Source organism: Haloarcula taiwanensis, from assembly GCA_002844335.1.
GTDB classification, from domain to species: Archaea; Halobacteriota; Halobacteria; order Halobacteriales; family Haloarculaceae; genus Haloarcula; species Haloarcula taiwanensis.
Window position 1 is genome coordinate 2,239,343 of the sequence record CP019154.1, and the last position, 19,753, is coordinate 2,259,095.

Below are 19,753 nucleotides of genomic sequence, written 5' to 3' on the forward strand. Positions count from 1 at the left end.
CATACTTCAGCGGGACGACTCGGAGCGGACGACGGTAACCGTCACCGCACCGCAGACGCACTCGTGCGCTTCGCGGCGGCCAGCGTCGGTCTCGAACACCAGCGCCGGCTCCCCGAGCGAGCGCTCGCAGTGCTGGGCCTCGCAGGTCGGTGTCGCTGCCTTGTGCAGTTCAGTGAGCATATCTGGATAATAGGTGGCTACCTATGTCAAAGCGAGCCGTCCCCGCAGTGAAAGTGAAAGTGAAGGCGTGGGGCAAAGGATATGCCCTCGGGGAACGGGCCACAAGGTATGTCGCTGGAGTGGCGCGGCGCGGCGGTTGCGCCGGACGACGAGATGCCGTCCCCGGAGGCGTGGGAACCGGTGTCGGTACCCGGCCGGCCAGAACAGTTCGCCGGCGCCGAGGCCGTGGCCTACGAAACGACGTTCTCGGACCCGCGGGACGAGAGCGACGCACACGCCCTGCTCGTACTGAACGGAACATACGCGCACACACGCGTGTGGTGCAACGGTGATTTACTCAGCAGCCACGATGCCTACTTCGAACCGCTCCGGATTCGCCTCCCCGAGAGCGAGGAGTACAGGATCGTCGTGGAGTGTCGCACGCCAGAGGACCGCTTTGGCGGCCTGCACGCGACCGACCAGCTTCCGCCGGAGCGCTGCGTCCCGGGCATCTGGTGGGATGCGAGCATCGAAACCAGACCGGACCCCTGCGTGAGCGAGCTTTCAGTCCAGCAACAGGTGTCGGAAGAAGACGTGTCCGACGCGACGGTCGAGGTGTCGGCGACCGTCCTGACCGAAGAGCCGCTCGACGACCGGATAACCCTCTCTCTGCGGCCGGAAGGCGACGTGCGTGGCGGCGGAATGATGGATCGGGCCCGCGTCTCGACCAGTGACGAGCGGACAACGGTGGCCTACACGATGGACGTGCGCGACCCGTCACTGTGGTGGCCCCACGACCGCGGCGCGCAGTCCCGCTACGTTCTCAGGGCGAAGCTCGGCGACGACGAGCACTCGGTGACGACGGGACTGCGCACCGTCTCCTACGACGACGGCCTGCGGGTCAACGGCGAGGCCGTGCCCGTTCGCGGCGTAACGCTGCTGGACCCAACTGTTGAAGATGTCGCACGGGCTGTCGACGCCAATGCAAATCTGGTTCGGATTCGGGCACAGGGAACGCCGCCCGAAGTGGCCCGCGCCTGTGACGACCACGGCGTCCTGCTCTGGCAGGACCTCCCGCTGTCGGGCCCTGGTTCATTCGACCGCGAACGAGGAATTGCCCTCGCAACGCGGCTCGATACGACCTACGCACAGCATCCCAGTTTCGCGGCGGTCGGTGTTCACGACGAGCCAGTATCTCCGTACGCTGACGGGCTGGGCTCTGGGTTCCTCGACAGACTTCGCGTCCGATGGCGCGCTTGGCGAGCCGGCTACGACAGCACGGACGCCAAGTCAGTGGCCGGGAGCGTCGACGCCGTTCCGACGTTTCCGGTGGTCGGTCCGCCCGGAATCGGTCCCGACGCGGCCACGCTGTACCCGGGGTGGCAGTATGCCGACACGGCCGACCTCCCGTGGCTCTGTTCCACGTTCGGCGTTGGCGATGTCGTCGCCGGTTTTGGTGCCGGTGCGCTTGGGCGGCCGGACCCGGGCGACAGTCCCGGGTTCGATCGCGCCTGCCACGACCGACACGTCGACGGCGGCCTCGACGCGTCACAGGCGTATCAGGCCAGCGTCGTCCGCGAGGTTGCCGAGTCGCTCCGGCGCCGCGCCACGCCACTCATGATCGTGGATAGCCTCCGAGATGTCGGTGACGCCGGTATGGGTCTGCTCACCACGGATGGCACCGAGAAGACGGCGTTCAGTGTTCTTGCCGACTGTTACGAGCCCACGCAGGTGATACTCTCGGACCCAGCGCCCGGCGAGCGGGATGTCGTCGTCCTCCACGACCGTCCAGAAAAAGCGGACCTCACCGTGGAATGGGACTGCAACGGGGACCGCGAACAGGCCGAACACACTGTCGGTCCGTTCGCCCGCGTCACCGTCGACACGCTTACTCTTTCAGCCGGTGACGACGTGACGCTCGCCGCCACCGACGGCCAGACTGTCGTCAAGAACGAGTACCGTATTAGCGAGTGATATATGCCCGTGATATACAAGGGAACCACAGACGATAGTGACCGTCTCGCCCCCGAAATAGGGCGTGTGAGACGTTGACGCGGTATTCAGTGCACCGGAATGTTTAAACAATATCCACCTCTATTCGTAGACACCAGAACGCTTCCGCGTTCAGGCAGTATCGCTTTCAGCCCAACATGAGAGGGAACCCTTGTTATTGGTGTCAGCCCCTCAGTAGTGGGCCGACTGTCTGTGCTGAAGCGGTGATGGCATAGAGGATTCAACAATGGCAGACTCGATAGACGAATCAAAGAACGTTACAGTAACCGAAGAGGATCTCGAAAACAAATCGAAAGGCGAGCTCATCAAACTCGCCGGCCAGCTCCGCGACCGACGGAACGAGCTGAACCAGATGGCGTCCGAGCGGGCCTCCGCCCGCGACGACCTGAACGCGAAGACTCGCGAGAAGGTCGACGAAGCCCAGGAACACCGCGAGAAACGCGACGAGCTCAACGAGCAGGTCCAAGAGCACAAGGACAAGCGAAACGAGCTCAATGCGGAAGCAAACGAGCTGTTCGACAAAGTCGATAACCTGAAAAACGACCTCGAACTCGACGAGGGCACGTCGGTCGAACAACTCAAAGAGGAGATCGAAGATCTCGAGTTCAAGCAACAGACCGAAGTGCTCTCCTCGGAGGACGAGAAGGAGCTCATCGAGAAAATCGAGACCAAGCGCGAGAAGCTCCAGGAGAAACAGGAGAAGCTCGACCAGGGCGGCGACCTCGAAGAGCTCAAAGAGGAAGCGGAAGAGGTCCGCTCGGAAGCCTCGAAGCACCACCAGAAGGTCACGGAACTGGCCGACGAGGCCCAGAAGCACCACAACGAGATGATCGAGGCCTACCGCGAGGCCGACGAGATCCGTGACGAGGCCGACGAGAAACACGAGGAGTTCGTCGAGGCCCAGGAAGCGGCCGACCAGCACCACGAGGACTTCGTCCGCGTCCAGAAGCGCCTCCGCGAGCTCGACAAGAAGGAAGAAGAGCAGGAGCGCTCCCAGCGTGAAGAAAAGCAGGAAGCCGCTCGCGAGGAAGCCGAGGAGATTTACCAGAAGTTCAAGGAAGGCGAGACCCTCGACACCGAGGACCTGATGAAGCTCCAGAAGGCCGGCAAGCTGTAAGTCTGCGGGATTTTCTCTCTGTTTTCTCGGACCATAGATGCATCACTCACCTGGCCTGCTCCAGCTCGGCGCGCTCTCGCTCGTCCCGACAGCTCTCGGTGGAATCCTGTTTGGCCTCGCGCTCGCCGCGCCACCGGGTCCGATGAACGCCGTTATTGCCGAGGAGAGTGCACTGCGGGGCTGGCGGGCCGGCTTCCTCGCTGGCCTCGGCGCGATGACTGCTGACGCCTGCTTCCTTGTGCTCGCTGTGCTCGGCGCCGCTACGATCATCACCGAGACGCCGGGACTTCGACGAGTGATGATCGGTGCCGGCGGGCTCCTGATGCTCTGGTTCGCGTACGGAGCAGTTCAGGAGGCCAATACAGTAGTTACCGAGGGGGAGTCGTCGGTCGCGTCCGGGGACAGCCGGGGCTTTCGCAAGGCGCTCGTGCTGGCACTGACAAACCCCTATCAGGTCGCCTTCTGGCTCACCGTCGGCGTGGGCCTCCTTGAACCGGGTGTGGTCGACGTGGCGTCGTACGTGCCCGCGGTCGGGTCTGACGCATTAACCGTCCAAACCGGCCACCCGGTGCTGTTGGGTGGGTTTTTCGGCGGGATCGGTATCTGGATTACGGGATTTCCGGCGGCGATTGTCGCCGCGAGAACGCGTATCGAGCGGCTCGCACCGCTGGTCGCGTGGATTAGTGCCGCTGTTCTCGCCGGGACTGGGGTTCTGTTCCTGCTGCGGGCGCTATGAATCGCCCATCCCAGTCGCCACCTCGTCGAGGTCGTCTTCGACAGCCATGTCGGCGACTTCCATCGTTAGCCACTCCTGGAACCAACGGGTCCGCTTGAGCCGCTGGTGGACGATAGACTCGGCGGTGTCACTCTGCACGCGCTCGCGCGCGTCCTCACCGCGCTCGATGACACGGTCGACCATCTCGGCCGCGTCCATATGCGTCCGGGACTCATAGCCCATGCGCAACAACATCAGGGCGGTCCCGTTCGCGCCGACTTTGTCTAGGATGTCCGCCTCGATGAGACACTGTACTTCCAGCGGCAGGTCGTCCAGCGGCCCCTGGTACGAGTGAGCCTCGACGGCGGCGCAGACCTGTTCGATGAACGATTCTGGGTAGTCACCGTGTGCCCGCAGATACTCGCGTGCGATCCGAGCGCCGGCTTCCGCATGGAGGTCCTGCTCGGCTTCCAGTTTCGCGATGTCGTGAAACAACGCTGCAACGCGAGTCACGTCCACGTTTGCGCCCTCCTTGCGGGCGATTTTTGTCGCGATGTCGACGACGTTGAGGATGTGGTTGAAGCGATACTCCGCGGAGTGCCACGGATACCAGCGCATCCGGCCGCCCTCTTCTTCGTTTTCGACGCTCGCCGCGAGGTAGTCGTGGACGAACTCCTTCATTTCCTCGAACGCGTCGGCTGAGACAGGTGACTCCCTAATCTCGACGCCCACAGCACCACCTCCCGAAACGGATTTCGATAGTCATCTTACACATATAGACGTACGTTCGACTCTTTAGCGTTACGACAGGGAGAACGGCTGCTACACCGGCATTTTCAGATGGAGATAGCGGGGTAAACCCCGTCGTCGCAGTCTCCCGAAGGGACGCATTACTATCTCGGACGCTGTGTCAGGTAGGGTCATTACTGGGAGCCAGCCAGCGACTGGTTCTCAGCGGCTGGGAACATCAGTCCAGCTTTTTACATCTAATAGATAAATCAGCATACATGCCTCTCCAGCCACTCCACATGCCCGTCGGCGATGTGTCGATCGTGACCCACGCGGCGAACGAACACGCGGTGACTGATGTGCTCGTCGGCGTCGGTATCGCCCTGTGCCTGTTCGGCCTGTACTACAAGCTGATACTCCTCCCGGCAAACAGACAGGAATCGTCACAGCGCACAGGGGACCAGTCGCCGCCGTAGTTACAGATAGGCGGCGTCCCACCGCATCGGCTTGCGAACGTTCCCGCAGTTGTTACATTCGATACGGCCCATCGAATCCATCGCGTTCGCCAGCGTCTCACAGTTACTACAGAAGTACCCGTAGCGGTCGCTTCCCTCTTCGGTGACGTGGACCACGTGGAACGGCGCTATCGACCCGGACTCGTGGTTGTTGTGGTCGACGTAGACCGTCCGGCCGTCGTCGGTTATCGGTTCGCGGCCGAGCTCTTCGGCGTCGGTGTAGAGGTTCTCGACGTAGGTCCGCCCAGCGATGTCGACCTCGCCCGTGCCAGCGCGTTCGAAGCCGCGGTCCTCGTAGAAGCTGTTGCCTTCGACGTTGTCGGCCAGCACGCGCCCTTGGAGCGTCTCGGCACCGCGGTCGTGGAGCTCTCCGTGGGTCTCGTCAAACAGTGCCGACCCGATCCCTTCGCCGCGGTACGCTGGGTCGACGTGCAGCCAGAGTATCGTTCCGATGCTATCCCCTGAGAGGACGCTCTCGGAGAGACCGACCACCTGCCCATCCTGCTCAGCGACGAGAATCAACCGGTTACTCTCCTCGGTAAGTATTTGATTGATACGCTCTTCGTCGTACCACTCCTCGATAGCGCTCGTGATCGCCTTCGGCCCCAGCGAATACGACGCCTCTAACGAGCGACGCGCCACGTCACGGATAGCCGGCCTGTCCGACGACACTGCCTCCCTGATTTTCATATGCCACTAGTTGGCACGAAACATCATAAATCTACAGTTCGGTGTCAGAATTTGGGACACTCGTTGGGCTATTCATGTGAGGGCACTGCGATTTGTTGCCTCGAATGGGGCGTGTCAGCCCGTTAGCGCTGCTATCGCACCCTCTAGAAATGTGACCGCTGTTTGTGTTCTGGTAGCCGACACTTCAGTGGAATTCAGACCACGGGGACTCGAATTTTCTCGTCCGCTGAGTTCGACTCGCCGAGGATATCTACGGTTCACAAGCTTGCTCTGAATAGTCCCGGGCGGATTCGAACCGCGAAGACTCGAATCCTCTCGTCTTCTGAATATCGAATCCGCGAGAGCCACCCACTTCTCACGTTCGTTTGTCGGAGGATAGTCCCGGGCGGATTCGAACCGCCGTCAAGGGCTCCAAAGGCCCTTATGATTGGCCACTACACCACGGGACTTCATTCACTTCGTCTGTCCCGTGTACCGCGCAAATCCACAGGATTTGCTCACCACCACGGGACGTCACTCGCTATGATCGATCCGTATGCAGGATAATCGACGGAACGCACTTGAACGCTTCGAGAGCGGCCGGTCAGTCGCTGGTGACTTCAGCCTCGACTTCGAGCAGGCCACAGACATCCCCCTCAGGGTCGAAACAGTCGGGACACTGCGGTTTACGGTCGATAATCGTATCGAGACGGTCAGCGACCGTTTCGTCGATGACGCCCTCCAGCTGCTTTGCCTCGGCCCGGAACTCCTCGACCTCTAGCACCTCGATGAGGAACCGTTCGATGATACAGTAGTTCTGGAGCGCCTCGCGAGCCTGTGCGATGCCGTCGTCGGTGAGGTCGACGCCTTTGTACTTCTCGTGGTTCAGCAGCCCACGGCTTTCGAGTTTGCCGATCATCTCGTTGGCGCTCGCCGGACTGACATCAAGCATATCGGCCACGTCGCCGGTGGATGCCGGACCGTCTTCTTGCTGTTGCGTGAGATAGATCGCTTTCAGATACTGGGCCTGCGTGTTCATTGATAGTCCTCCATCAGGTCGGTCACGTCTTCGACACCTTCTGCCTCGTCCTCGCGGATATCCGACAGCACGGCAAGCAGCCGTTCGCGGTCGATAGTGAATGTCACGTCGGACGCCTCGATGGCTTCGATGAGGTCGTCGTAGAACTTGTACGCCGTCTCCTCGTTACAGAGCTGGTCGTACAACACGCCGTCGAAGTCCTCGTCGGCCTCGTACTGGGCCTCGACTAGCATCTCGATTTCCTCGAACGGAACGGTGTCCGCTTCGAGGTCGTCGATGAGTGCCTCCAGTTGCCGGCGGTGCTCGGCCGACTCCGTCTCGGCGTGCGCGAGGAGGTCGAGCACCGCCTGTTCGTGCTCTCCGCTCGTTTCCTCGGCGTGCTTGGCCGCCCGTGCCTCGACGACCTCTTCGAGGACGATGCCGATCTGTAGCAACCGGGCCAGCTGATGATCGGACACCACTGGCTGTGTGAGACTCACGGTACAACCCCCACTCGGTGCTGTGCTCCAGTCATACACGTAGTTCGGGGAGGGCCGGACTTAAGCGGTTCCCTGTCGTCGAACTGAAGCCGTTCAGGCTCGGTCCGCGGACGGACCCGAAACTACCAGAGGCTGGGACTCGATGGCACACACGAGATGGTCGAACACGGCTGGCACGAGGACGCGGTCATCTACACACTGGACGTAAAGACGTTCAACGACAGCAACGGCGACGGCTGGGGCGATTTCCGGGGCCTCATCGAGAAGCTCGATTACATCGAGGACCTCGGCGTGACCTGCCTCTGGCTCCGCCCGTTCTATCCGAGTCCACTCCGGGACAACGGGTACGACGTCGCCGACTACTACAGCGTCCACGACCGGATGGGAACACTGGCAGACTTCCGAGAACTCACCGACCGCGCCCACGACCGCGGCATCCGTGTCCTCACCGACCTCGTGTTCAACCATACCTCGATCGACCACGAGTGGTTCCAGCGCGCCCGCGGGGACCCGGACTCGAAGTACCACGACTACTACCTCTGGACTAGCCACCTCGACGATGCGTACCAGACGACCAACATTTTCCCCGACCGCGAGGACGGCGTCTGGAGCTACGACGAGGTCGCCGGCAAGCACTACTTCCACCAGTTCTACCACCATCAGCCGGACCTCAACGTCGCCAACCCCGCTGTCCGCGACGAAATCCACGACGTGATGCGCTTCTGGCTGGACCAGGGAGCAGACGGTTTCCGTATTGACGCCGCCCACCCGATGCTGCTGCCGAAGGGGCACAACGGGACAACCGAGGACATCGAGCTGTTCAAAGAACTGAAACGCGTCGTCAGGGAGACGAAGGACCACGCCATCCTCATCGCCGAGGCCGACGACCAGCCCGAACACCTCGATTACTACTTCGGTGACGGCGAGGCGTTCGACCTCCTGTTCAATTTCGTCCTGAACGCTCACATGGTGTACGGCGTCGGCGTCAGAGACACCTGGCCACTCCACCGCGCGAACGAGGTCCTGCCGGACATCTCAGGGATCGGACAGTGGGCGAACTTCCTCCGGAACCACGACGAGTGGAACCTCCTGAAACTCCCCCACGAAGCGCTGGAACACGCCCGGGAGTACTTTGGCCCCGATGACGGTTCCTCGTGGATTTTCGGTCGGGGTCACCGGCTCCGGCTGGCAGACCTCCTCGGCCACGACCACGACCGCATCGCGATGGCTCACAGCCTCCTCTTTGCGTATCCGGGGACACCGGTCATCCTCTCCGGCGACGAGATCGGCATGGGCTCGGACCTGTGGCTCGACGAACGGGAGTCTGTCCGGACGCCGATGCAGTGGGACGACACCGAGAACGGCGGCTTCTCGACGGCCGCTCGCGAGGACTGCTACAACCCGCCGGTCGTCGGGAAGGAGTACAGCTTCGAGCACATCAACGTCGCTGACCAGCAAGCCGACCCTGACTCGCTGCTGTCACACATCCAGCGTCTCGTCGCGGCCCGCAAGCGCAACCCAGAACTCAGCGGCGGCGACCTCCATCTGATCGAATCGGGCCACAAGGACGTGCCCGTTCACCGCGTCGACACCGGTGACACCGCCTTCATCTTCGCCCATAACTTCGCCGACGAGTACCGCGAAGCCGTCCTCCAGTGGGAAGTCCCCGACGCCGACACGTCGAAGGCAGTCGGTGACGGCGGCTATCACATCGAGGACGGCGGCGTCACCTTCCTGCTGGATCCGTGTGACTACGTCTGGCTCCGTGGCGATAAGCGCGACTGGTGACTGACTGCAGACGGTCACAAAAAACAGCAAAAACAAGCCGCGTCTCGCGGGCCGGTCCGTTGCAGTTCGAGGCCGCTGTGGGACCTCGTTACTCCCGAAGACGCTCGTAGATGAGCTGGTCGAGGTCTTCGCGGAGTTCGTCGACCTGCACCTCTTCGAGTACCGGGACGTAGAACCCTTCGACGAGCATGTTCTTCGCGCTCTCGGGGTCGACACCGCGGGAGGTCATGTAGAACATGTCCTCTTCGTCGACCTGCCCGACCGTCGCGGAGTGGGAGGCCTCGGTGTCGTGGTTGTTGATGATGAGCTTCGGCGACGCGTCGGCCTCGGAATCGTCGGAGAGCATGAGCGTGTTCTCACGCTGGTAGGACGACGTGTCCCAGGCCTCACGACCGACATCCTGCACGCCCTCGTACACCGAGCGGGCGTCATCGTCGAGGACGCCGCGGGTGACGAGGTCGGCGATAGTGTGTTCGGCCTCGTGCCAGACACGCGACGCGATGTCGAAGTGCTGGTCCTCGTGGCCGAAGAAGGCTCCGAGAATCTGGGACTCGGAGGAGTCACCCAGCAGTCGGGTCTCGACGTTAGACTTGGTCAGTCGGGAGCCGATGTTGCCGTCGATCCAGTTGACCGTGGCGTAGGTGTCGGCGTGGCCGCGCTTGACCTGGAAGTTGTAGGTCTCTTCCGAGAGGTTCTGGAGCGCGCCGTACTGGACGTAGGCGTTCTCCTCGGCGACGACCTCGACGATACCAGAGTAGTACTGGTCAGCGTCGGTCGTCTCGCCGGTCTGCTGGCGTTCCAGAATCGTGACCGAGGAGGACTCCTCGGCGAGGACGAGCGTGTAGTTGAACAGCGACTGGCTGTTCATCGTCGTCCGGATCTTCACGTCCTCGGCATCGACGCCCTCGGGGACGTAGACGACCGTCCCGGCCGAGAACAGGGCCGTCGACAGCGCGGTGAGGTAGTCTCGCTGCGGGTCGACGGTACTGCCGAAGTGCTCCTCAACGAGGTCTTCGTGCTCGTCGAGCGCCTCGCTCCAAGAGAGGACCTCGACGCCCTCGGCGTCGACGCGGTCCTTGTCCTGTGCGTAGTCGAGCGGGTCGACCAGCGACTCGTATTCGAGCGCGTCGAGGTTCGTCCACGTCCGACCCGGCGTCCGGATAACGTCCGGCATTTCGAGCTCTTCGAGCGCCGCGAGCGCGTCCTTTCGCGTCTCAAGCAGCCACTCCGGCTCGCCGAGATCGTCTGAAATCTGTTCCACTTGGGCCTCTGTGAGATTGGCGTGTACCTGCGTACTCATGGTTATCCGAGCGACCCCTCCATCTCAAGCTCAATGAGGCGGTTCAGCTCAACGGCGTACTCAATCGGCAGTTCCTCCGTGATCGGCTCGATGAAGCCGGCGACGATCATCTGCTTTGCGTCGTCGTCGTCCAGTCCGCGGGACTGGAGGTAGAAGACGTCCTCGTCACCGATCTTGCCGACAGTCGCCTCGTGGGCAACGTCGACCTTGGACTCCTGAATCTCCATGTACGGCATCGTGTCCGACGTGGACTCGTTGTCGAACATCAGGGCGTCACACTCGACGGAGGTCGAAGAGTCTTCGGCACCGTCAGCGATGTGGACGAGACCGCGGTAGTTCGTGCGGCCGCCGTCCTTGCTGATGGACTTGGACTCGATGGTGGACTTCGTCTCTGGGGCGTTGTGGTAGACCTTCGCTCCCGTGTCGATGTCCTGGCCCTCGCCGGCGAAGGCGATGGTGATGTGGTTGTCCGTCGCGCCGGGCCCTTTGAGGACGGTCGAGGGGTACAGCATCGTGGCCTTCGAGCCCATGCTGCCCGAGACCCACTCCATCGTGCCGTCGGCCTCGCAGATGGCGCGCTTGGTGTTGAGGTTGTACGTGTTCTTCGACCAGTTCTGCACGGTCGAGTACTGGACGTGAGCGTTCTCCTTGACGAACACTTCGACGCCGCCGGAGTGAAGGTTGAACTCCGAGTACTTCGGGGCGGAACAGCCCTCGATGTAGTGGACTTCGGAGTTCTCCTCGGCGATGATGAGCGTGTGCTCGAACTGGCCCATGCCGTCGGAGTTCATGCGGAAGTACGCCTGGACCGGCATATCGACCGTGGTGTCCTCGGGGACGTAGACGAACGACCCACCGGACCAGATAGCGCCGTGCAGCGCCGCGAACTTGTTGTCGCTCGGCGGCACGGCCTTGGTCATGAAGTACTCTTTGAGGATGTCTTCGTGTTCCTGGACGGCCTTGTCCATGTCACAGAAGATGACACCCTTCTCCTCCCAGCGCTCCTGCATGTTCTGGTAGACGATCTCGGACTCGTACTGCGCGCCGACGCCTGAGAGCGCGTTCTTCTCGGCTTCCGGGATGCCCAGTTTGTCGAAGGTGTCCTGAATCTCCTCTGGGAGGTCGTTCCAGTCGTCGACGCCGCCGCGTGTCTCGATGTCGGGGCGGATGTACGGGACGATTTCGTCCACGTCGACCTCGGAGAGGTCGGGCGCGCCCGGCCAGCCGTCCGGCATCGGCATCTCCTTGTACTGTTCGAGCGCGCGAAGGCGGCGTTCGAGCATCCATTCGGGCTCGTCCTTGTCTTCGGAGATGACCCGGATGGTCTCCTCCGTGAGGCCCTTCTCGGCTTCGAAGGCGGACTTCTCCTCTTTCTTGAACTCGAAGCGCTTCTCGGTGTCCGTTTCCTTGAGGTGGTCTTGATCTGAACTCATAGTGTGTGTAGTGTTATCGCTGTGTACGGAAGGGCGTTACGCGGCCTCGTAGGCTTCCTCTCGGACCCAGTCGTACCCCTCGTCTTCGAGCTTTTCGGCGAGTTCGGCACCACCGGAAGTGGCGATCTGGCCGTCGAGCATCACGTGGACGTGGTCGGGTTCGACGTAGTCGAGGATGCGCTGGTAGTGGGTAATCTGGAGGATGCCTGCGCCCTGCTCGTCACGGAGCGCGTTGATGCCGTTGGAGACGTCCTGCAGTCGGTCGATGTCCAGTCCGGAGTCGATTTCGTCGAGCACGGCAATCGAGGGCTCGAGAATCGCGGCCTGGAGGACCTCGTTTTGCTTCTTCTCGCCACCCGAGAAGCCAGCGTTGAGATACCGGGACGCGAACTTCTCGTCCATGTCCAGCTGCTCCATCTTCTCCTGGAGGATTTCCTGGAACTCGGCGACGCCGATTTCTCCTTCTTCGACGTTGCCCTCCATCGGGGAGGTGTCGTAGCCGGCGGCGTCCTCGTTGGTGTCGCCGCCCTCTGCGTCAGCTTCCTCTTCGTCGTCGTCCTCGAACAGTTCCTCGCGCTCTTCGAGCTTGGCGTTGAGCGCGGTGCGGAGGAAGTTCACCATGGTGACTCCTTCGATCTCGGCCGGGTACTGGAAGCCGAGGAAGATACCGAGCGCGGCGCGCTCGTTCGGTTCGAGGTCGAGCAGGTCCCAGGTGCGGAGATCTTCTGGGATCTCCTCGTCGCCGAACTCGTCCTCTTCGAGGTGGATGAGCACTTCGCCGTCGGTTACCTCGTAGGCAGGGTGGCCGGCAATGATCTTCGCCGTTGTGGACTTGCCTGAGCCGTTTGGACCCATCAGCGCGTGGATCTCACCGGACTCGACTTCGAGGTCGACACCGCGGAGAATCGTCTCACCGTCCTCTTCTGCGACTTCTGCGTGGAGATTGTTGATTTCGAGTTTCGCCATAGGTATCTCTTAGGTCAACCGAAAGAAGGTACGTTTCACCCATGAAGCTTTCGCATTGCTGCGAACTCAACTTCTGTATATAGAAATAATATTTCTTGCAGCAGTAAGCCCCTGCTTTCTGTGGGTTACATGAAGCTGCCGAGTCCCGTCTGTTCCTGCCCGGACTTGACCTCCTCCCAGGAGATATCCATGGCTTCCAAGATCCGAGCAATCGGTCCTTTCAGTGTCTTATCGAGCATCTTGTCCCAGTCGATTTCGAACTCCTCGGGGATCTGGTCCGCGTACTCGAAGCAGATAACGTCGGGGTCCCGTCGGAACTCGCCGTACAGCGGGTCCCGCTGGGGGTCCAGTCCCTCCTCTTCCTCGATGCGCTGGAAGAAGTCCGAGTGGACTCGGTCGAGATAGAGGCGCTTGGGTTTCGAGCCGCTCTGGAAGTTCGTCCCCAGCAGAAGGTTGGCGTACTTCGCGCCCCGGACCTGCGCAGTGTCGGTGTCGTAGTTGTCGAGTTTCTTGCCGATGCCTCCGGGGATGCCCACGTCGTCATAATTGACGTTGCCGTCCTGATAGTCCTCGATGACATCGCTGACGTACTGTTTGATGGACTCGGCGTCTTCGCCGCGGACGATGCGGTCGATAACCTCCTTCTGGACCCGCTTGGTGATGGGCGCGATGTCCGAGCGCTGGTACTCGAAGCCCGTGATGTCGATGTCGTCGACGTGCTTGCCCTCCTTCCAGACGATGTTGCCCGCGTAGCGCTTCTTTTTGCCGGCCTGGAAGAACCGCCGGTAGAGCTTCTCGAACTCTATCTGGAAGCGATGCTCGTCGGCGTTGAGTTCCTCCATCGCGAACTCGTCGTACGAGTCGTTGATGGTCTCCTCCAGTTCGAACCCCTTCCCGATGGTCGCGGCGATGAGTTCGAGTTCGTCGTCGCTCATCTCCGGGTGTTTCTCGCGCATCTCGTCGGTGACGGTCACGTCGCCCTCGACGTCCGCCGGGCCGATGTCGCCCAACTGGAGCATGACAGAGTCGGTGTCCCCGTAGACGACCTCGTAGCCCTCGCTCGCGACGACCTCGTCGGTGTAGTCGATGACCTCGCGGCCGGTGGCGGTGACCGCCGCACCCATCTCCTTGTCGTAGAGGCGGAAGCGGTCCCACCCAAGTACGCCGTACAGGCTGTTCATTATCACCTTCACTGCCGCTTGCTGACGGTCTAAGCGCTCGTACTCCGGATTTTCGGGGTCAAAACTGTTCCGGCGTTCTTTCTTCTCCTCGCGCTCTGTCAGGAGTTCGTCGACCATCTCCCGGATGACGCCGTCCGGTTCCTTCCGGAAGTGCGTGCCGTTGGGCGCGCAGTAGGTGTCACCGTCGTAGGTCTCGGGGTCGACCTTCGTCTCCGGGCTGGCGTTGGTCGTCACCATGCACATCGGGTACAGCGACTTCAGGTCCAGCACGGTGACGTTCTCGCGGACGCCGGTGATGGGGTCGAACACCGCGCCGCCCTCGTAGTCCTCGCTCTCCTGTTGGCCCTTCGAGGGGAGCGCGAACTCGCCGTGGAGCTTGTGCAGGACGTACATGTCGACGGCGTCGCCAGGCGTCGTCGCGTCCTCCAGTTTGCAGCCGACGAAGGTGCGGACCTCGTCCCAGAAGTCGACGATGTCCTGCTCGCGGTCGAGTTCGACACACAGCTCCACGTCCCGGAGGTTGTACTCCAGCAACTGCTCGGGGTCTTGCTCCCAGAGGTCGCCGATGTCGCCAGTGTAGCGCTCCTTGCCGACGCCGAGTTCCTGCTCGCCGACGGCGTCGAGCCGGTAGGATTCGAGTTCGGTGAACTGCGTACGCTTGTAGGCATACAGGAGGTCGAAGACGACCCGGCCCTTGATATCGGGGCCGCCCCAGCCCGACCGCCAGACCTCGTCGACGCGGGAGAGGCGGTCGACGGACAGGTCGTAGTCGTGGTTGTAACTCTGGAGTTCCTCTAGGCGGTCGAGGAAGTACGGCGCGTCGAAGTCGTCGAAGTTCCAGCCCGTCAGCACGTCGGGGTCGGTGTCGATGATGTAGTCGACAAAGGCCTCCAGCATGGCCTCCTCCTCGCCGAAGACGCGCACGTCGGCCTCGAAGTCCTCCCGAATCGGGTCGTAGCCGGCCAGCGCCTCGGGGCCGTCGATGCCGTCGGGGGACTCGTACAGCCAGACGACGTACTCGTCGCGGTAGGAGTCGTGGGAGGTAAGGCAGATGATCGGTTCCTCGCCGTCCTCGGGGAACCCCTGCCTGTCGTCGACCTCGATATCGAAGGTGTTGACCCGCGGGTCGGCGTGGGCCTCGACCGGTTGAATCTCCTCGTGGTGGACCTTCAGGCTCCCGTCGTCGAGTTTGCGGGCGGGGACGCGCACGCCGCTCGTAATATCCTTGTCGATCAGCAGCCGGTTGGGAAAGAGGATGTCCGCCTCGTAGTGGTCGAAGTCGTCGCGTATCTGCCCCACGTCGCGTGGCGTCTGGCCGAATATCTTCGTCAGGCGCTCGCCCCGAATCGATTCGTAGGGCTCGCCGTCCGCGTCGGCTTCTTCCCAGCCAGTGATGCTATCGTACTGACGGAGTCCGTCGTCGGTGACGCTGTCGGTCGGCGCGTAGAAGTACGGCTTGAAATCGAAGACACGAGCGTGAACCGGTTCGTTGTCGTCGGTGCGGCCGAAGACGTGGACGACCGGGAATTCGTCGTCGCCCTGGCCCTCGATGGTGTAGTCGACCTGCGTGACGACGAACTCGACGGTCTCCTCGACGGGCGGGAACTGACGCTCGTCGAGATCGACGACGCTCGTCCCGCCGTCGCTCCCACCGTTGCCCGCGATGGCCGCCGCTTCGTCGGCGACCGGGCGGTCGTCTGTGCCCGCGTCCTGCCCGAAGTCCCCCAGCGTGCCCTGGGTGCCGTCACTCATTCTTGGCCTTGTTTCGAGATGCCGCATAAAAACACCGGCGGTCGACGGGGTATTGCCACAGGCAGAAAGTATATGCCATCGAGTAACATACCCAAGTTTGACGGCCAATGTCGCACCACGCATCCCCCCACGGCGAGGCGGATAGGTCCGAAGAACTGCGGTCGGAGCCGGCGCTCCCGGACGCCATCCAGACGACCGAGACCTACGAGACCGAGGAGGGGACAGTGTTTTACGACGCCGAGAACCCGCTCGCGTGGCTACAGACTGATACGGCGCTCACTTTACAGGAAATCGCCTGACAGGAAGTACTTTTAGCGTCCACGCGTCGTAGCTAGTGTGATGGACATCCCCGGCGAGGACGACCCGAACGAGAGCGGCGGCGTCCTCTCGGAAAAGAGCGAGTACGAACCAGAGGAGTTCGACCCGGAGAGCCTCGGACCGGACGTTCCGTCCCCGACGGACGGCGATTACAGCGGCGACACCACAGGGCTGTTCGTCAAACTCGTCATCGTGTTCAACGTCGCGCTGCTTGCCCTCTCGCTCGGCCCGATGCTTGCGTACTTCGAGGGACAGGTCGACCTCGGGGTCCGGATATTCCTCGTCGGCGTCATCGCCTTCGGCTACGGAACGTTTCGGTACATCCAGTTCGAGCGCGAGCGCAAATCGGACGACGAGGGCGACACAGCCGAGACCACACATACGCAGTCCGACGGCACAGAGTCAGGCGACCACAACGGCTAACCGGTCCGGCCAGCTACGAAGCATTATATGCGTACTGTGCGGGACGACGACGGCACGCGGTACTTACTGCTGAAGGAGTCCACCGATTCGAGTCTGGTCAGGGACCCTGAAACCGGTGAACAACGACACGTTCCGAACGCCGACCTCGAACCTGTGGATGGCGACTCACCGCTGACCACGGCCGCCAAAGCCGTTCCCGACGCCACCCGTCAAGTCATTACGGCGGCCCATGATGAGCGCGCGCTAGGCCTGCTCGTGGAACTCGACGAGCGCGGGCCGCTCCCCGTGGCGGAACTGCTCTCAGCCTACGATCTCTGCGAGAGCGACCTGCACGGCTTGCTAGCCGAGTTTCGCGCCGCCGGCCTGCTCACGGAGGCCAGAGTCCACGGCCAGCCGGGGTACGACACGACCGACACGGCCAGCGATGGGCTGGCGCAGCTCCGCGACTGAGGTCTGGTCAGCGTCGTGACTGCGGTCAGGCCAGTTCCGCGACCGTCGCTTCGACCTGCTCGACCCGCGAGCGGTTGGTCGTTGCGTCCTTCTCGACACGGACGAGGTCGTCCGCTGCACCGACGAGTTCCTCGTCGTGACTGACCACGAGAATCTGTTCGACGCCAACCTCGTCGCGCATGTACTCCACAAGGTCAAGCAGTTGCGTGACGTGGCCTGAATCAAGGAATACCGTCGGCTCGTCGAGGATTAGCGGCGGCATCGGTGCGGCTCCTTCGATACCCTCCGCGAGCAGACGATAGATAGCACATCGCAGGCTGAGGTTGAACAGCGCGCGCTCGCCGCCGGAGAGCTGTTCGGGTTCCAGCGGTTCGCCGTCCTTCTGGTACACCGTCAGCTGGTACTGTCCATCAAGCTCGATGTGTGAGTACGAGTCGTTCTGGTACACCAAGTCGAACGTCTGATTGAGCATCCGTTCGAGGGTTTCGACATTGCGCTGGCGCAGTTCCGCTCGAAGCGCGCCGTACATCTCCTGTAGCTCCTCGGTCTCCTCGTACAGCGTTTCGAGTTTCTCCAGGGTCACTTCGAGGTTCTCGCGCCGGTCCCGCAGTGACTCCAGTTCCTCGATTTCGTTCGTGACACCGCCGATGGCGTTTTGTAGTTCGTCGCGCTTCTGGCGTTTCTCCGCCAGCGCCTCTTCGGCCTGCTCGATGTACTGTTCCGCGCGTTGCTTCTCGTTGCGGGCTTCATCAATTCGCTCTTCGTCGAACGATTCGGCCAGGTCCTGCTTGCGCTCGCGCTTCTCCGCGAGCTGTTCGCGGCGCTGGTCGTTTAGTTCGGCCTGCTGACTGCGCTTCTCCCGCAAGCGCTCGATGTCGTCGTCGCAGTCGTCGATCTTCCCAAGCAGGTCTTCGACCCGCTCTAGACGCTCAATCGACTGCTTGACCTGCTGGCGCTCCTGATTGCACTCCGCGACGACCGAGCGGCAGTCTTCCGCCTGCTCGCGGGCTTCGGCGGCTTTCTCACGTTTCGTCTCGGCCTCGGACTCGTGGTCCGCTGCTTCCTCTCGGAGGGTTTCGATACGCTCTTGATCCGCGTCCAGCCCGTTCGCCTTCTCCTCAACGAGTTGGACGATGTTCGAGCGGTTGTTTTCGAGCGTCGCCAGTTCGTCCGCTGTCTCGACCAGCTCCGCCGCCGTCTCGTGTTTCGACTCCAGTGTTTCGACTTCTTCGCGAGCGTCTGCGAGCGTCGACTCCAGCTCCGCGATTCGCTCGCGGTCGTCCTCGATGGAGTCGACGTGCGGTGACTCGGCCACGTCCTGCCCGCACTCGGGGCACTTGCCGGCCTCCAGCAGCGCCTCGGCCTCCGCGAGCGACTCGCGCTCGCTCTCCAGTTTCGTCTCCAGTTCGGTCACCTGCTGTCGGGCCTCTTCGAGGTCACTGGCGACAGATTCTTTGTACGACTGCGCCCCGTTGCGGTCGGTCGGCGCGTTCTCGAACCGGGCTTCGAGGGCAGCGATCTGGTCGTCGATGTCGCTGATCTGCTCCCGGCGCTCGGCGATGGCCTCCCGCGCGGCTTCGATGTCTGCTTCCAGTTCGTCGGCCTCTTTGCGTTTCTCCTCGGCCCGGGATTCGAGGTCGGCAGCGCTGTCAGCGAGCGCATCAGCCGTGCTGCTGTGTTCCTTTGCGTCGACGCGCTGGTCCTCGATGCGGCCCTGCAGGTCGTCGTCGCGAGACTGTCGCTCTTCGAGTCGCGCATCGACGGTGTCGGGGTCCGGCTCCGAACTGTCGAGGTCGGTCTCGGAAACCGTTTCCGCGAGTTGCTCCTGAAGCGATTCCCGGCGGTCCTGTAGCTCCCCGATGCGCTCTTTGAGGTCGGTTCGTTCCGTCTCCGTCTCTGTGATGGTCGTCTCCAGTTCTTCGATGTCGTCTTCCAGCGCCGCCAGTTCCTCGCGTTTCTCCTCGTACTCTTCGAGGACCGATTCGGCCTGCGTGAGCGTCTCCTCGGCAGTGGCCTTCTGGTCCTCAATGTGCTCGATCTCGTCCTGCAGTTCCGATTCCTTTGTTTCCAAGCTGTTCAGGCGCTCGTGGAGGTCTTTCGACTCTTTCTCCTGTATCTGCTCGTCGAGTTGTGAGAGTGCCCCCTGTTTGTCATCGCGCACGCGACCGACCCCGACGCGGGCGTCGCTGGCCCGCTCGCGGTACTCCTCCAGTTTCCCCAGTTGCAGGAGGTCGTCGAGCATATCTTGTCGGTCGCCGGGAGAGGCGTTGATGAGCTTGTTTACCTCGCCCTGACGGACGTACGCGCAGTTAACGAACGCCTCGCTGTCCATCCGTAGGAGCTCCGTAACGCGTCGGCGCACGTCGCGTGCCCCCTCGTAGTTCCCCTCGGGCGTCTCGAGCACACACTTCGCCGTCGTCGGTTGCGCCCCGGTCGCGCGGACCCGGCGCGTGAGGTGATAGTCGCCGCCGGCGTGAGAAAACCACAATTCGACAGTGCAGTCGTCGGCCCCGATAGTAACCACATCGCCGAGGTTCTCGTCCAGCGCCTTCGAGCCGTACAGCGCGAAGAAACAGGCCTCAAGTAGGGATGACTTCCCGCTCCCATTGAGTCCGTGGATGACGGTCACGCCGTTGTCCAGTCGCAGGTCGGCATCGTCGTAGCACTTGAAATTGGATAGCTTGACCCGTTGGAATTTCATTGTTGA

Annotated in this window: 17 protein-coding genes and 1 tRNA gene; 8 read left to right on the plus strand and 10 right to left on the minus strand. The window is 62.1% G+C overall.

Translation table 11 applies throughout. The features are described from left to right. The first annotated feature begins 288 nt into the window (after window positions 1-288). The 3 genes from BVU17_11410 (at window position 289) to BVU17_11420 (ending at window position 4,025) form a co-directional block, all read left to right on the plus strand. Window positions 289-2,133, plus strand: a complete 1,845-nt coding sequence (locus tag BVU17_11410) for a hydrolase (protein ID AUG48099.1) — start codon at window positions 289-291, stop codon at window positions 2,131-2,133. 265 nt (window positions 2,134-2,398) lie between these two features. Then, on the plus strand, window positions 2,399-3,289 hold the full coding sequence (locus tag BVU17_11415; protein ID AUG48100.1) for a phosphoserine phosphatase: 891 nt from the start codon (window positions 2,399-2,401) through the stop codon (window positions 3,287-3,289). A gap of 37 nt (window positions 3,290-3,326) precedes the next feature. Then, a complete protein-coding gene (locus tag BVU17_11420) occupies window positions 3,327-4,025 on the plus strand; it encodes a lysine transporter LysE (GenBank protein ID AUG48101.1) in 699 nt (232 codons plus the stop codon). Here the strand turns inward: BVU17_11420 and BVU17_11425 are convergent. Then, window positions 4,020-4,736 carry a phosphohydrolase gene (locus BVU17_11425; GenBank protein ID AUG48102.1) on the minus strand — a complete coding sequence of 239 codons (717 nt, stop codon included), beginning with the start codon at window positions 4,734-4,736 and terminating at the stop codon, window positions 4,020-4,022. The genes BVU17_11420 and BVU17_11425 overlap by 6 nt on opposite strands. A 275-nt stretch (window positions 4,737-5,011) precedes the next feature. Here BVU17_11425 and BVU17_11430 point away from each other — a divergent pair, with 275 nt between their 5' ends. Further along, window positions 5,012-5,209 carry a hypothetical protein gene (locus BVU17_11430; GenBank protein ID AUG48103.1) on the plus strand — a complete coding sequence of 66 codons (198 nt, stop codon included), beginning with the start codon at window positions 5,012-5,014 and terminating at the stop codon, window positions 5,207-5,209. Here the strand turns inward: BVU17_11430 and BVU17_11435 are convergent, their stop codons facing one another. From BVU17_11435 to BVU17_11450, 4 genes are all read right to left on the minus strand, one after another. Then, the gene (locus BVU17_11435) at window positions 5,210-5,938 is read right to left on the minus strand and encodes a GNAT family N-acetyltransferase (GenBank protein ID AUG48104.1); all 729 of its coding nucleotides are present in this window, start codon (window positions 5,936-5,938) and stop codon (window positions 5,210-5,212) included. 376 nt (window positions 5,939-6,314) lie between these two features. After that, window positions 6,315-6,387: transfer RNA gene (locus BVU17_11440), tRNA-Gln, on the minus strand. A 134-nt stretch (window positions 6,388-6,521) separates the two neighbouring features. Next, window positions 6,522-6,956, minus strand: coding sequence for a transcriptional regulator (locus BVU17_11445; protein AUG48105.1), 435 nt, complete (start codon window positions 6,954-6,956; stop codon window positions 6,522-6,524). Then, window positions 6,953-7,435 (minus strand): rubrerythrin, encoded by a 483-nt coding sequence (locus BVU17_11450; protein ID AUG48106.1) that lies wholly within the window; start codon window positions 7,433-7,435, stop codon window positions 6,953-6,955. The genes BVU17_11445 and BVU17_11450 overlap by 4 nt, the downstream gene beginning before the upstream one ends. Before the next feature lie 156 nt (window positions 7,436-7,591). Between BVU17_11450 and BVU17_11455 the strand changes: the two genes are divergently transcribed. After that, window positions 7,592-9,223, plus strand: a complete 1,632-nt coding sequence (locus tag BVU17_11455) for an alpha amylase (GenBank protein AUG48107.1) — start codon at window positions 7,592-7,594, stop codon at window positions 9,221-9,223. Window positions 9,224-9,311: 88 nt separating this feature from the next. Here BVU17_11455 and BVU17_11460 read toward each other — a convergent pair whose 3' ends face one another. The 4 genes from BVU17_11460 to BVU17_11475 form a co-directional block, all read right to left on the minus strand. After that, window positions 9,312-10,523: a Fe-S cluster assembly protein SufD gene (locus BVU17_11460; GenBank protein AUG48108.1), complete on the minus strand. Its 1,212-nt coding sequence runs from the start codon at window positions 10,521-10,523 to the stop codon at window positions 9,312-9,314. A 2-nt stretch (window positions 10,524-10,525) separates the two neighbouring features. Beyond that, window positions 10,526-11,956, minus strand: a complete 1,431-nt coding sequence (locus BVU17_11465) for a Fe-S cluster assembly protein SufB (protein ID AUG48109.1) — start codon at window positions 11,954-11,956, stop codon at window positions 10,526-10,528. 36 nt (window positions 11,957-11,992) lie between these two features. Beyond that, window positions 11,993-12,922 carry an ABC transporter ATP-binding protein gene (locus tag BVU17_11470; GenBank protein AUG48110.1) on the minus strand — a complete coding sequence of 310 codons (930 nt, stop codon included), beginning with the start codon at window positions 12,920-12,922 and terminating at the stop codon, window positions 11,993-11,995. A 125-nt stretch (window positions 12,923-13,047) separates the two neighbouring features. Beyond that, the gene (locus BVU17_11475; GenBank protein AUG48111.1) at window positions 13,048-15,855 is read right to left on the minus strand and encodes a DNA polymerase elongation subunit; all 2,808 of its coding nucleotides are present in this window, start codon (window positions 15,853-15,855) and stop codon (window positions 13,048-13,050) included. A 107-nt stretch (window positions 15,856-15,962) separates the two neighbouring features. Between BVU17_11475 and BVU17_11480 the strand changes: the two genes are divergently transcribed. Genes BVU17_11480 through BVU17_11490 form a run of 3 tightly spaced genes read left to right on the plus strand, consistent with a single transcriptional unit; the run spans window position 15,963 to window position 17,046 of the window. Further along, entirely contained in the window at window positions 15,963-16,154 is a 192-nt protein-coding gene (locus tag BVU17_11480; GenBank protein ID AUG48112.1) for a hypothetical protein, read from the plus strand. Between the two features lie 40 nt (window positions 16,155-16,194). Further along, on the plus strand, window positions 16,195-16,596 hold the full coding sequence (locus tag BVU17_11485; protein AUG48113.1) for a hypothetical protein: 402 nt from the start codon (window positions 16,195-16,197) through the stop codon (window positions 16,594-16,596). Between the two features lie 27 nt (window positions 16,597-16,623). Then, entirely contained in the window at window positions 16,624-17,046 is a 423-nt protein-coding gene (locus BVU17_11490; protein AUG48114.1) for a hypothetical protein, read from the plus strand. 25 nt (window positions 17,047-17,071) lie between these two features. Here the strand turns inward: BVU17_11490 and BVU17_11495 are convergent, their stop codons facing one another. After that, the gene (locus BVU17_11495) at window positions 17,072-19,747 is read right to left on the minus strand and encodes a chromosome segregation protein (protein AUG48115.1); all 2,676 of its coding nucleotides are present in this window, start codon (window positions 19,745-19,747) and stop codon (window positions 17,072-17,074) included. Window positions 19,748-19,753: the final 6 nt, after the last annotated feature.

Bases quoted from the DNA above. Each gene is read 5' to 3' on its own strand.
- BVU17_11410 (AUG48099.1), top strand. From the start codon at position 289: ATGTCGCTGGAGTGGCGCGGCGCGGCGGTTGCGCCGGACGACGAGATG.
- BVU17_11415 (AUG48100.1), top strand. From the start codon at position 2,399: ATGGCAGACTCGATAGACGAATCAAAGAACGTTACAGTAACCGAAGAG.
- BVU17_11420 (AUG48101.1), top strand. From the start codon at position 3,327: ATGCATCACTCACCTGGCCTGCTCCAGCTCGGCGCGCTCTCGCTCGTC.
- BVU17_11430 (AUG48103.1), top strand. From the start codon at position 5,012: ATGCCTCTCCAGCCACTCCACATGCCCGTCGGCGATGTGTCGATCGTG.
- BVU17_11435 (AUG48104.1), bottom strand. From the start codon at position 5,938: ATGAAAATCAGGGAGGCAGTGTCGTCGGACAGGCCGGCTATCCGTGAC.
- BVU17_11445 (AUG48105.1), bottom strand. From the start codon at position 6,956: ATGAACACGCAGGCCCAGTATCTGAAAGCGATCTATCTCACGCAACAG.
- BVU17_11455 (AUG48107.1), top strand. From the start codon at position 7,592: ATGGTCGAACACGGCTGGCACGAGGACGCGGTCATCTACACACTGGAC.
- BVU17_11460 (AUG48108.1), bottom strand. From the start codon at position 10,523: ATGAGTACGCAGGTACACGCCAATCTCACAGAGGCCCAAGTGGAACAG.
- BVU17_11465 (AUG48109.1), bottom strand. From the start codon at position 11,956: ATGAGTTCAGATCAAGACCACCTCAAGGAAACGGACACCGAGAAGCGC.
- BVU17_11470 (AUG48110.1), bottom strand. From the start codon at position 12,922: ATGGCGAAACTCGAAATCAACAATCTCCACGCAGAAGTCGCAGAAGAG.
- BVU17_11475 (AUG48111.1), bottom strand. From the start codon at position 15,855: ATGAGTGACGGCACCCAGGGCACGCTGGGGGACTTCGGGCAGGACGCG.
- BVU17_11480 (AUG48112.1), top strand. From the start codon at position 15,963: ATGTCGCACCACGCATCCCCCCACGGCGAGGCGGATAGGTCCGAAGAA.
- BVU17_11485 (AUG48113.1), top strand. From the start codon at position 16,195: ATGGACATCCCCGGCGAGGACGACCCGAACGAGAGCGGCGGCGTCCTC.
- BVU17_11490 (AUG48114.1), top strand. From the start codon at position 16,624: ATGCGTACTGTGCGGGACGACGACGGCACGCGGTACTTACTGCTGAAG.
- BVU17_11495 (AUG48115.1), bottom strand. From the start codon at position 19,747: ATGAAATTCCAACGGGTCAAGCTATCCAATTTCAAGTGCTACGACGAT.